Here is a 13,248-nt window from a genome sequence, read left to right on the forward strand (position 1 = left end):
AGCTCAAAAAAACACACTAAAATTATGGATTTCTCATTTTCGGAAGAACATTTAATGATCAGGCAGGCTGCTCGTGATTTTGCACAAAACGAATTGTTACCTGGTGTGATCGAACGGGATGAAGCCCAAAAATTCCCCACAGAACAGATAAAGAAGCTAGGCGAACTCGGCTTCTTAGGGATGATGACCGACCCCAAATACAACGGAAGCGGTATGGACACCCTGTCTTACGTCATTGCCATGGAAGAGCTCTCAAAAGTAGATGCATCGACCTCGGTCGTGGTATCGGTGAACAACTCATTGGTATGTTGGGGACTTGAAGCCTTTGGAAACGAGGAACAAAAGCAAAAATACCTGACACGATTGGCTTCCGGCGAAGTCATTGGTGCCTTCTGCCTTTCAGAACCAGAAGCCGGTAGCGATGCCACTTCGCAAAAAACCACCGCCATCGACAAAGGCGACCACTATATATTGAACGGTACCAAAAACTGGATCACCAATGGCGGAACGGCCGACATCTACCTAGTAATAGCCCAGACCGACAGGGAAAAAGGACATAAAGGCATCAACGCCCTCATCGTTGAAAAAGGCATGCCCGGTTTTGAAATAGGACCAAAAGAAAACAAGTTGGGCATCCGCGGAAGCGACACCCATTCCTTAATATTTAACGATGTCAAGGTTCCTAAAGAAAACCGGATAGGCGAAGATGGCTTTGGCTTCAAATTTGCCATGAAGACCTTATCGGGAGGACGAATCGGTATAGCGGCCCAAGCCTTGGGTATTGCGGCCGGGGCCTATGAACTCGCCCTTAAATATTCAAAAGAAAGAAAGGCTTTCGGCACCGAAATAGCAAACCATCAGGCCATAGCCTTTAAATTGGCCGATATGCACGTACAAATCGAAGCCGCCCGTAACCTCGTATATAGGTCCGCTTGGGACAAGGACCAAGGAAAAAATTACGACCTATCAAGCGCCATGGCCAAACTTTACGCATCCCAAGTTGCCATGGACACCACTGTTGAAGCCGTACAAATACACGGAGGTAACGGCTTTGTCAAAGATTATCATGTAGAAAGACTGATGAGGGATGCCAAAATAACCCAGATTTACGAAGGAACCTCGGAAATTCAAAAAATCGTAATTTCACGAAGTATCTTAAAGGATTAAAAAAAAGTCTAACGACCACCCCCGTTATTTTTATCACAAACACCCCCCAAAGACAGACCTTTATATCACAAGACCATGAAAATTAAAGGGGGTACACCCCAAAAGTGAAGAAATATCACAAATACCCCCTTAAAAAACCTTTCACAGGTCTGTTGAATGTGCTAATTTTACCATTCTGATAAATTTAGCTCACATAAAAATCATATCTGAATATTTTTCAATGTTTTATTCTAAACGTTGAATTTTTATTTGATTTAAAAGAAATAGCTGCTAATTACTCATCAGAAACGCTATTTTTGAAGAAATACCATAATTTATGACGTTGAAGAAGCAAGGATTATACCTACCGGAATTTGAACATGATAACTGTGGCGCAGGTTTTATCTGTAGCCTTAAAGGGAAGAGGTCTAACGATATTATCCATAAGGCATTGGAGATATTGGACAAGTTGGAGCACCGTGGTGCGGTCAGCTCAGACGGAAAAACCGGTGATGGTGCAGGTATACTTATAGATATACCCCATGACTTTTTTAAGGCCGTCTGCGATTTTGAACTCCCCGAACCGGGCGAGTATGCGGTTGGCAACATTTTTCTACCGCAAAAGGAAAACCAACGCAACTTCTGTACTTCTACCTTTGAAGAGAACATAAAAAAACAAGGCCTAAAACTTTTGGGCTGGCGAGATGTTCCCGTAAACCGATCGATTCCCGGTCGTGTTGCCATGGAGACCGAGCCTTTTGTCAAGCAAATCTTCATTGCCAAGGAAAACAAGGAACAAGACTATTTCAACTTCAACCTAAAATTGTTCATTGCCAGAAAGGTCACCGAACATACCGTAATCAACTCTAAGCTTTCGGAAAGCAAGTTCTTTTACGTACCTAGCCTTTCTACAAAAATTATCATATTCAAAGGGCTTTTAATGCCCAAGGATATCAGCCTATATTACAAAGACCTGATGGACCCCCGCGTGGTAACCCGTTTATCATTGGTTCACCAACGTTTTTCCACCAACACCTTCCCTACTTGGGATTTGGCACAACCCTTTCGTTACATGTGCCACAACGGTGAGATAAATACACTTCGCGGTAACGTATCAAGAATGCGCTCACGTGAAGAATTACTGGAAAGTGATTGGTTCGGCGATGAAATAAAAAACATCTTACCGATCGTACTTCCCGGAAAATCGGATTCCGCTACCATGGACATGGTGGTCGAACTCTTATTGATGACCGGTCGATCACTACCCGAGGTCATGATGATCTTGGTACCGGAAGCTTGGGAGAAAAACCCAGACATGTCAGAAGCCAAAAGAGCTTTCTACGAATACCATTCATGTATGATGGAGCCTTGGGACGGACCTGCATCCGTACCTTTTACCGATGGAAACTACATTGGTGCGGTACTTGACCGTAACGGCCTACGCCCTTCTCGTTACACGGTAACCAAAAATGACTACGTAATCATGTCATCGGAAACCGGTGTATTGGACATCGCTCCCGAGAACGTAGAATTTCACGGTAGACTGGAGCCTGGAAAAATGTTCTTGGTCAACATGGAAGAAGGCCGTATCATCAACGATGAAGAAATCAAAGAAGAGATCGCCCAACGTCATCCGTACAAAGAATGGCTAGACAAGAATTTGGTTCACCTAAAGAATATACCTTATAATGATTGCCCATTATTTTTAGGGGAAGCTTCCCTTGAAAAGCGCAAGTCTGTTTTCGGCTATACGCTTGAAGATATCAATACCATTATACTTCCTATGGGTAAAACTGCCAAAGAACCTATCGGTTCAATGGGTTCAGATACCCCGATAGCGGTTTTATCACAGCGTCCACAGTTGATCTATAATTACTTTCAACAATTATTCGCCCAGGTTACCAACCCACCATTGGACGGTATACGTGAAGAATTGATTACCGATATCAGCCTTACCCTAGGTAGTGACCACAATATATTCGACTTTTCCGAATTGCATTGTCGAAAACTTAAAATTCAGAATCCGGTTATATCCAAGGAAGATTTGGATAAAATCAAAAACTACGATGCCAGTCCTGATTACAAAGTGGTTTCCATTCCTACCCTTTACGAAATAAACAGGGGGCACAATGGCCTTGAAGATGCATTGGAATCTATTCTCGACCAAGCCTCTAAAGCTATTGACGAGGGTGCCAATATTATTATCCTATCCGATAGGAACGTGAGTGAAACCATGGCTCCTATACCCGCGCTATTGGCCTGTTCCTATGTAAACAGTGGCCTTCAAAGATTGGGCAAACGCAGCAAGCTAAGTGTTATCATAGAATCTGCAGAGCCAAGGGAAGTACATCATTTCTGTTTATTGTTCGGCTTTGGGGCCAGCGCCATCAACCCGTACTTGGTAAACGAAATTATCGGCGAACAGATAGAAGAACACGACATCACCGATATCACCTTTGAAGAGGCCGTCAAGAATTACAACAAAGCTATTGGCAAAGGTATCCTTAAGGTAATGAACAAAATAGGTATCTCTACCTTGAATTCTTACCGTGGCTCACAGTTGTTTGAATGTATCGGAATCAACAGTCAGGTGGTTGAGAAATATTTCCCTAACACTCCGACCCGTATTCAAGGTATCGGTCTGTACCAAATTGAAAAAGAAGTGGCCAAACGCCACAAGAAAGCCTTCAGCACAAAAGAAGTGGCCGCCAACCTTGATTTGGAAATGGGCGGGGAATACCGCTGGAGACGTGAAGGCGAAAAGCATATGTTCAATCCGTTAACCGTAGCTAAATTACAGAAAGCCGTACGTGGTAACGAGAATGACACCTATAAGGAGTACGCTCAAATGGTCAACGAACAGTCAAAAAATTTGATGACTATCCGCGGTTTGTTCGAGTTCTCTAATTACGACCCTATTCCTTTGGACGAAGTAGAGCCATGGACGGAAATCGTGAAGCGCTTTAAGACGGGAGCCATGTCTTATGGCTCGATCAGTAAAGAAGCCCATGAAAACTTGGCCATAGCCATGAACCGTATTGGCGGAAAAAGTAATTCCGGTGAAGGCGGGGAAGATGCCGAGCGTTTTTACAAAAACGCCACAGGTGATTGGAGAAACAGTGCAATAAAACAAGTGGCCTCAGGTCGTTTCGGCGTAACTTCCGATTACCTGACCAATGCCAAGGAAATACAGATTAAAATGGCACAGGGTGCCAAACCGGGAGAAGGTGGTCAACTACCTGGTCCAAAGGTGAACCCATCCATTGCCAAAACTAGAAATTCCACTCCTTATGTAGGATTGATTTCACCTCCACCGCATCACGATATTTACTCCATTGAAGACCTTTCGCAGTTGATCTACGATTTAAAATCGGCCAACCGTGAAGCACGTATCAACGTAAAACTGGTTTCCGAAGTTGGTGTAGGTACCGTTGCCGCTGGGGTTTCAAAAGCGAAAGCCGATGTAATTCTTATCTCCGGATTTGATGGAGGTACGGGAGCTTCGCCATTAACTTCCTTAAAACACGCGGGTCTTCCTTGGGAACTTGGTATTGCGGAAGCGCAACAAACCTTGGTCATGAACGACCTTAGAAATAGAATCGTTCTTGAATGTGACGGTCAGCTCAAGACCGGTCGCGATGTCGCTATAGCCTGTTTATTAGGAGCGGAAGAGTTCGGTTTTGCTACCGCCCCACTTGTTGCCTCTGGTTGTGTTATGATGCGCGTTTGCCACTTAAACACTTGCCCGGTAGGTATTGCGACCCAAAACCCTGAACTACGTAAGAAATTCGCAGGTAAACCGGAACACGTTGTAAACTACATGTACTTTGTAGCACAAGAGCTACGTGAGATTATGGCCCAGTTAGGTTTCAGGACCATAAACGAAATGGTAGGCCAGGTTCAGAAATTAGACCGCAAAAAAGCGATCGACCATTACAAATCTGCAGGTATCGACCTTACCCCGATCCTCTATCAAGTAGACGTACCGGCAGGAACCAAGTTCTATAACACCCAAAAGCAAACGCATGATATCGACAAATCGATAGAGTTCGAGATTATTGCCAAAGCGAATCCGTCGTTATTCAGAAAGGAAAAGCTGACGCTAGACTTCCCGATCAAAAACACGGACCGTGCCGTTGGGGCGATCATCAGTAATGAGATCTCAAAAATATACGGAGCACAAGGATTGCCCATAAACACCCTGAAATTGAACTTTACAGGTTCCGCGGGCCAAAGTTTTGGAGCTTTCGCCACTAGGGGCTTGACCATGACCGTCAACGGAAACACCAATGACTACCTTGGAAAAGGACTATCAGGTGCCAAACTGGTGATCAAAGTACCGGAAGGCTCTACCATTGTTCCCGAAGACAACGTTATTACAGGTAACGTTACCTTATACGGAGCAACGGCAGGTCGCGCCTACATCAACGGAAAGGCCGGCGAACGTTTCTGTGTCCGTAATTCGGGCGCCAAAGCGGTAGTAGAAGGAATCGGAGATCACGGTTGCGAGTATATGACCGGAGGGGTTGCCGTAATTCTTGGTGACGTAGGTAGAAACTTCGGAGCAGGTATGAGCGGTGGTATAGCCTATATCTTTGACGAGAAGAATACCTTTAGAAAGAAATGTACCAACGAAGACTTGAATCTACTTGAAGTCAACGAAGACAACGATATCAAGGAACTAAAAGACCTCATCGAAAGTCACTACAACTCGACTTTGAGTCCTCTAGCGCAACGCATTCTAGAGAACTGGGAAGATTGCCTACCTAAATTTGTCAAAGTCTTACCTGAAGAATACAAACAGGCATTACTACGTATGGAAAGAGAAAAATTAGAAACTATTTAAAGTCGAGAAATGGGAAAGATTACAGGATTTTTGGAATTCGATAGAAAAGTAGAATCGTACGCACCTGTTGAAGAACGCGTTAAAAATTATCATGAGTTCACCCTTCCGTTAAAGGAACCCGAACTTAAAGAACAAGGAGCCAGATGTATGGACTGTGGCATTCCTTTTTGCCATAGCGGTTGCCCATTGGGCAATTTGATTCCCGATTTTAACGATGCGGTGTATCGTGGTAAATGGGACAAGGCGGCCAAGATTTTACACTCAACGAACAATTTTCCCGAATTTACGGGTAGACTTTGTCCGGCACCTTGTGAAGAAGCTTGTGTACTAGGCATCAATGAAGACCCCGTGACCATTGAGAATATTGAAAAAAATATTGTGGAAACGGCCTTTAAAAAAGGATGGGTAGTTGCCGAACCCCCTGCTACAAGAACCGGTAAAAAAGTTGCCGTAGTAGGTTCGGGTCCTGCCGGTCTTGCCGCTGCGCAACAATTGAATAGAGCCGGTCATTTGGTAACCGTTTTTGAAAGGGACGAAAAACCAGGAGGACTTTTACGTTACGGTATTCCTGATTTTAAGATGGAAAAAAACGTTATCGACCGACGATTGAAGGTTCTTGAGGAAGAAGGAATCGTATTTAAATGTGGGGTCCATGTAGGAAAGGATATTACCGGACCGGAACTACAAGACGAATTTGACGCCATTGTTTTATCGGGCGGGGCTACGGTTCGCAGAAACCTCCCCATTGAAGGTGCCGATTTAAAAGGCGTGGTTCAAGCTATGGATTTCCTTCCACAAAACAATAGAAGAGTAGACGGAGTCAAAGAGTTCGAAAACGAAATCATGGCCACTGGAAAAGACGTTGTCGTTATCGGTGGTGGTGATACCGGATCCGACTGTATCGGAACATCGATCAGACACGGGGCAAAATCCGTATCAAACTTTGAGATCATGCCTATGGGCACGGTCGAAAGACCTGAAAGTCAACCTTGGCCTTTCTGGCCCATGCGTTTGAAAACAAGTACTTCCCACAAAGAAGGGGCCGAACGTTTTTTCAGCATCTCGACCAAGAAGTTTTTGGGTGACGAGAATGGCAACCTAAAAGGTCTTATTACTTCTGAAGTAGAATGGATCAGGGAACCTGGAAAATCCATGGTACTAAAAGAGGTTGAAGGCACCGAAAAAGAATGGAAGTGCGAATTAGCGCTTTTAGCATTAGGATTCACCGGTTCTGAAATGACGGTAGCGGAACAATTGGGCGTAGAGGCCGATGCCCGCACCAATATCAAGGCCAGCGAACAAGACTATATGACCAATGTACCCGGTGTGTTTGCAGCGGGCGACCAAAGACGTGGCCAATCATTAATCGTTTGGGCCATTTCCGAAGGACGTCAAGCAGCCCACCATGTAGACACCTATCTTATGGGCGAATCTGCCTTACCATTGAAAGGTGAGGGTGATTTACCAAGGGTATAACCCAGGGTTAGTTTTATAGAACTAGAATTTATACGATCCAACCCAATTCAATTTGGGTTGGATTTTTTTTACCCACGAGGCTACCGTAAAAAAGCCTCATCGCCTTCCTATTATGAACATTAGAAAAGTTCTCTTTTACATGATCATCAGTGCCCTGGCGTTCACCTTAATGAACGTAGCGGTAAAACAGTTGCAGCACTACAGCGTATACCAAATCGTACTCTTTAGGGGTTTTGGCTCCTTTTTACTCACCATGGCCATATTAAAACGTTTAAAAGTCCCCATTCTAGGGAACAATAAAAAACTCTTGGTGCTACGTGCCATCGTTGGAACCAGTTCCATGACATTGTTTTTTATGTCATTAAAATACCTGTCGGCAGGCACGGCCGTTTCCCTACGTTATTTGGCCCCTATATTTTCGGCCATCTTTGCCATCTACCTATTAAAGGAAAAAATAAAACCGCTACAATGGCTGTTCTTTATCATCTCATTCTTGGGGGTCTTGATCCTTAAAGGGCTTGATAGCCACTTAGACAATACGGGCTTGGCCCTGGTGTTTGCCGCAGCCATATTGAGCGGACTCGTCTACATTATCATAAGCAAAATAGGAAAGGGCGACCACCCCATTGTAATCGTCAATTACTTTATGTTTACCGCAACGGTGTTTGGCGGCATACTCGCCATACCTACTTGGAACACCCCTATAGGAAGCGACTGGCTCTTTTTTGCCACCTTGGGTGTTTTCGGGTTTATAGGACAGCTCTATATGACCAAGGCCTTTCAAATTGCCTCGAACAACCTTGTTGCCCCCTTCAAGTACTTAGAAGTACTATTTACGGGACTTATCGGATTCATGTGGTTGGGAGAAACGTATACCCAATGGAGTCTGCTCGGGATATTATTAATTATCGCAGGCCTAGTAATGAATGTACTTTACAAGGCCCGCGACAAGAGGTATAATCTTTAAATCCCTTCTCTACCCAATGCTTTTGAATCCGTTGCCCAATTTATGATCTATAGGACACACGATTCCCCTCGAAAACTCAAAATTTACCTAGCCCCCATTTTGGACCTTGGCATATATTTCCGTTAAGGACAGCTGATCCCCCATTGTTTGCTGAAGTTCCATTAAATCGACAAAAAGTGTTTCCACCTTTTTAGAATAGTTCTTGTCGTCCGCTAGGTCGTTCATTTCATTGGGATCATTTTTTAAATCGAACAAAAGAACCTTCCCTATTTTCGGATATACAATAAGTTTGAAACCATCTTTACGAATCATACGCTGAACATCGATATAAGCGCCGTATATACCATCGTAATGACTTTCTTGCCGTTCACCCTTGATGATATCCAAAAAGCTATGAAATTGTACGGCCTCCGGCTTGTCTACATGGGCCAGGTCTAAAGTCGTGGCCATAATATCCTGAAGATAGACATCTTGATCTAAAAGCTTGCCCTTGGGTATTCCCGGGCCAACGACCATCATGGGAATACGCACGCTATGATCGAACATACTTTGTTTTCCGATCAATCCATGATGTCCCACTGAAAGTCCGTGATCGGCACCGAAAAAGATATAGGTATTGTCCATTTTACCGCTCGCCTCCAAGGCATCGAGTATTTTCCCTATCTGTTCGTCCATATGGGTGAGCAAGGCGTAATATTCCTGTCGGTGTACCTTTACCGCATATTCCGTTCTCGGATACGGCGCCAAGGCTTCGTCCCTAAGGCTCGGTGGATTTCCCATATCATCCTTCCAAGGGTACTCAGGCATGAAATTATCAGGAACCTTGATATCTTTCACCGGGTACATATCTAGAAAACGTTGTGGGGCCTGCCTCGGATCATGAGTGGCATTAAAGGCCAAATACATAAAGAAGGGGTCCTCTTTTTTCTTTGCCTTTTCTATAAATGAAAGGGCATCGTCACGAACCACTTCGCTCCAGTGCTTTCCACCTTCCCAAAAACCACCTTGCAAGGTATCGGTAGGCGACCATTCGGTATCGTCGGGGCCTGTTGGGCGACCATACCCCAAAGGCATATAATCGTTCCAATCTTTCATATCACCAGACTCCTTTTTCCATTTTTTTATGGCCGCACCGAGCTGCCCGGCCTTATCCCCAGGCATCCCCGGACGGATATGTTGAGCTTCCTTGAAAACGGTTGCCGCCGGCGCCTGAACATGCCACTTCCCTGTCATATACGTGTCGTAGCCCTGCTTTTCCAACAACTTTCCCCAAGTTTGGCTCAATGCCGTTGAATCGCCTTTGGCCCAGGCCGCACTTCTCTTTTGGGCGTTCCAAATATAGCTTCCTGAAATGATCATGGCACGTGAGGCCACGCAAATCGCACCGTTCCATCCTCCCATATTGTAGGCATGGGAAAAAGAGGTACCGCCATTTACCAATCGGTCTAAATTAGGGGTATGGACCTCATCGAAACCAAGGGCCCTTATACTCTCAAAAGTTTGGTCATCGGCAAACAGAAAAACAAAATTGGGTTTATTGTCTTCCTTATTGTTCCTTTCGGCCCCTGTAGGTTTACAAGCCCCCAATAACAATAGTGCCAGTAAAGGCAAATAACAGCTTATGCTTTTATACATGATTTTTGGTTTATTATTTTAATTATCTAAGTAGTTCATACCCTTTTAAAGGAAAGGCAAACTAATAGTCCTCACCCAAGGCACTTCTTTTTTGGGAAGTCTTCCATTGATGCCAATACGCAAGCATTTCATTGAATTTTTCCGGCTGTTCTTCAGCTAGATCAACACTTTCCGCCGCATCGTTTTGGAGATTATACAGCGTGAAGTTCTTCCCTTTATCATCACTGTATATTTTATACTCATTATCTATTAAAGCCGCCTGACCTTGAAAATCGAAGGCCAAAGGTTTTTCCCTTCGTTTTTGCTCCCCACTGACGAAGGGAAACATATCCACCCCGTCATAAGGCCTATTATTTTCCGCTAGGTCCACCCCCAATATATTGGCAATTGTCGGGAAATAATCGGAAGTAAAGCAAGGAGCTTCCACCTTTGTACCGGGCTTGATCCTACCCGTCCACTCCATGATTCCCGGAACCCGTATTCCGCCTTCATTAAGGCTTCTTTTCCTTCCTTTCAAGCCCTTGGTCACCCCTTGGGTCCTTCCGCCAACGGATTTTCCTTCAGGCCCGTTATCACTTGTATAGAAGAGCACCGTATTTTCGGCCACACCCAAGTCTTTTAGTCTATTCCGCAAGCGGCCTATTTGCTTATCCATCGCCGATATAACCCCATAATAGTGCTGTTGGTCTTCCGAGAGTCCTGTATACGATTTTCTTTCCTCATCCCCGGTCAATACTGGTAAATGTGGGGTATGAAACCAGATAATACTTAAAAATGCCTTCTTGTTCTTTACCGCTTTCTCTATAAAAGGAATCGCCCGATCCATAATGACCCTAGAATCATCGCCCTCTAGATTATCAACCGCTATTTCCCCAGGTCCGGTCCAATACGAAGTATTGAAAGGCATGCCTTCTTTCAGGTTTCCACTCACGTCGCCCGATGACTTGGGAGGCGTAACCATAGGATTCCATGTAGGCACTTTGGACTCGGTTACAAAACTAACATCAAAACCATGGTCCCAAGGAGGGGCATAATCCCCATCAAATTTGGGCCTACCGCCCCTATTTGCCTCAATCGTATCTCGAGTAAGCGTACCTAAATGCCATTTGCCGAAATGTCCCGTTGTATAGCCTAAGCCCTTGACCATCTCCCCTAAGGTAATTTCCTCTGGTTTTATATGCCCGCAATTGGCATGGCAAATTCCATAGCGCAAAGGGTGCCTTCCTGTCATTACACTGCCCCGTGTAGGGGAACATACCGCAGATGCCGCATAGAATCGTTCAAAAACCGCTCCTTCAGCGGCCATTGCATCTAAGTTCGGGGTTTTTAAATGGGGGTGCCCATTATACCCCACATCACCCCAACCTTGATCATCGGCCATTAATAAAATAATATTGGGGGTTTCCTGCGCCACAGGAGCTACTTCCTGTTTTTTGGGTTTTTCGGAACATCCGATCAAAACACTTACGGCCAACAGGCCTCTTATAATTGATTTCATGTCTTATTCTTGGTTAATAGTAGGATTCCACAATACTCGGGGACAGGTTTTAAAAAACCATTCGTCAAAATCAAAGGCCGTCAGATTGGTCTTCAACTATGGGTTACATGAAAAATAGTTGGCCAGAGCGGTATAAGAACCGCTCCGACCAAATACCACAACAATTGATAAAAAACTATTTCATATGACGTCAACAAAAAACATCAACGCACTTACCAACCCTCATTTTGGGTTAGGTTAGGATTCAATCGCACTTGATTATTCGGAATAGGGAAGAGCAACTTATAGTCTTCCACATTTTTTCCCTGGTCTCTCATGACGTTCAAAAATTCGCCTCTTCTTTTTAGGTCCCATGCCCTTTGTCCCTCGAAAGCCAATTCAAACCTTCTTTCTTCCAATACGGCAGTTCTAAACTCGTCTTGAGACAATCCGGCCAAATCAGAAAGATCGGTCTCGACACCGTTTCGAGCTCTTTCTCTCACCCTATTGATCCATGTATATTTATTGTTGTCCTCTGGGTCGACTTCATTTAAAGCTTCGGCAGCGATCAACAATACATCGGCAAACCGGATGACATTAAAATTAACTCCCGATTGCAATTCATTGGCGCGATCATCGAACTTACTGACATAGTAAGGATACACCCCAGGACCATAGGCTTCTTCCATAGTAATGGTACCGGTAACCCCATCGATATGTTCATAGCTATCGGCAATGGTTACCGAACGACGATATGAGATCGGGTTATCATCGGTGAATTCCGTGCTCGGGGCAATAGACCCGCCTACCACGGTATTGGCCCAAAAGGAATTCCCATAGGAACCGGGAAGTGCACGTGGACCAAAGCTTCCTGGAATCGGGTTATTTCTTTCGCCACTTAAATATTGTATCTGGTAAATATGTTCAATACCATTATTGTGCTCAGTCTTAAAGATATGGGCATAGTCATCAAAAAGATCATAGGCCCCTGAATCGATAACCCTTTTGGCATGGACCAAGGCATTTTCGAAATCGTTCCTATAAAGATATATCCGCGCCAACAGTGCATCTGCAATATGGGCATTCAACCTGCCTGCAAGGCTAGTTTCCGGTAATTCCAAAGCGGCCTCGCCCAAATCCCTTGTAATCAAACTATACACCTCATCGGCCGTAGCACGTGGGGTATCTACCGCATCGAACCCAATGGTCGGGGTCTCGTATATGGGCACACCTCCCATTGTTCTGACCAAATGCCAATAAAAAAGGGCCCGCAAAGCTTTGGCCTCAGACACGATATCCGCTCTTTTTTCTTCATCGAAATCTATTTCGGCCGTGTATAAGGCCACCTCATTGGCCAAGTTTATACCGTCGTAGGCAGACCTCCAAAAACCTTCGGTGACCTCATTGCTATAGGTAAACTCATCCCATTCGAATAAATCGGATACATTGGGGGATACGGTCGCATTGTCCGCATTTACCTCCCCATAGTTAATTGCGGTGTTGCCATATAATGAATATACAGCATTGTACACACCGTACAATCCGGCCACGGCATCATCTTCAGAAGAATAAAAATTTGCAATACTTATGTTTCCGGCCGGGTTTTCTTCTAAATCTCCCTCACAAGATGTCAGGCACACGGCCAAAGACATCATCAGACCTGTTAGATATGTTATATTTTTCATGATATTTTCTTGTTAT

At 44.6% G+C, this 13,248-nt stretch carries 7 protein-coding genes; 4 read left to right on the plus strand and 3 right to left on the minus strand.

Features of this window, described 5'->3' with window-relative positions; genetic code table 11:
• Positions 1–24 precede the first annotated feature (24 nt).
• From ZOBGAL_RS04300 to ZOBGAL_RS04315, 4 genes are all read left to right on the plus strand, one after another.
• A complete protein-coding gene (locus ZOBGAL_RS04300; RefSeq protein ID WP_013992283.1) occupies positions 25–1,167 on the plus strand; it encodes an acyl-CoA dehydrogenase in 1,143 nt (380 codons plus the stop codon).
• Between the two features lie 316 nt (positions 1,168–1,483).
• Positions 1,484–5,992: a glutamate synthase large subunit gene (gltB, locus tag ZOBGAL_RS04305; RefSeq protein WP_013992284.1), complete on the plus strand. Its 4,509-nt coding sequence runs from the start codon at positions 1,484–1,486 to the stop codon at positions 5,990–5,992.
• Positions 5,993–6,001: 9 nt separating this feature from the next.
• On the plus strand, positions 6,002–7,468 hold the full coding sequence (locus ZOBGAL_RS04310; RefSeq protein ID WP_013992285.1) for a glutamate synthase subunit beta: 1,467 nt from the start codon (positions 6,002–6,004) through the stop codon (positions 7,466–7,468).
• Positions 7,469–7,580: 112 nt separating this feature from the next.
• Positions 7,581–8,435 (plus strand): DMT family transporter, encoded by an 855-nt coding sequence (locus tag ZOBGAL_RS04315; RefSeq protein ID WP_046287744.1) that lies wholly within the window; start codon positions 7,581–7,583, stop codon positions 8,433–8,435.
• 87 nt (positions 8,436–8,522) lie between these two features.
• Here the strand turns inward: ZOBGAL_RS04315 and ZOBGAL_RS04320 are convergent, their stop codons facing one another.
• The 3 genes from ZOBGAL_RS04320 to ZOBGAL_RS04330 all read right to left on the minus strand — a co-directional run bounded on the left by ZOBGAL_RS04320 (position 8,523) and on the right by ZOBGAL_RS04330 (position 13,232).
• A complete protein-coding gene (locus tag ZOBGAL_RS04320; protein ID WP_013992287.1) occupies positions 8,523–10,070 on the minus strand; it encodes a sulfatase-like hydrolase/transferase in 1,548 nt (515 codons plus the stop codon).
• A gap of 61 nt (positions 10,071–10,131) precedes the next feature.
• Positions 10,132–11,568, minus strand: a complete 1,437-nt coding sequence (locus ZOBGAL_RS04325) for a sulfatase family protein (protein WP_013992288.1) — start codon at positions 11,566–11,568, stop codon at positions 10,132–10,134.
• Positions 11,569–11,780: 212 nt separating this feature from the next.
• The gene (locus ZOBGAL_RS04330) at positions 11,781–13,232 is read right to left on the minus strand and encodes a RagB/SusD family nutrient uptake outer membrane protein (RefSeq protein WP_013992289.1); all 1,452 of its coding nucleotides are present in this window, start codon (positions 13,230–13,232) and stop codon (positions 11,781–11,783) included.
• Positions 13,233–13,248: the final 16 nt, after the last annotated feature.

This window comes from Zobellia galactanivorans, assembly GCF_000973105.1.
GTDB lineage: Bacteria > Bacteroidota > Bacteroidia > Flavobacteriales > Flavobacteriaceae > Zobellia > Zobellia galactanivorans.

Coding starts and splice junctions, on each gene's coding strand:
- ZOBGAL_RS04330 (WP_013992289.1), bottom strand. CDS start 13,232: ATGAAAAATATAACATATCTAACAGGTCTGATGATGTCTTTGGCCGTG.
- ZOBGAL_RS04325 (WP_013992288.1), bottom strand. CDS start 11,568: ATGAAATCAATTATAAGAGGCCTGTTGGCCGTAAGTGTTTTGATCGGA.
- gltB (WP_013992284.1), top strand. CDS start 1,484: ATGACGTTGAAGAAGCAAGGATTATACCTACCGGAATTTGAACATGAT.
- ZOBGAL_RS04315 (WP_046287744.1), top strand. CDS start 7,581: ATGAACATTAGAAAAGTTCTCTTTTACATGATCATCAGTGCCCTGGCG.
- ZOBGAL_RS04300 (WP_013992283.1), top strand. CDS start 25: ATGGATTTCTCATTTTCGGAAGAACATTTAATGATCAGGCAGGCTGCT.
- ZOBGAL_RS04310 (WP_013992285.1), top strand. CDS start 6,002: ATGGGAAAGATTACAGGATTTTTGGAATTCGATAGAAAAGTAGAATCG.
- ZOBGAL_RS04320 (WP_013992287.1), bottom strand. CDS start 10,070: ATGTATAAAAGCATAAGCTGTTATTTGCCTTTACTGGCACTATTGTTA.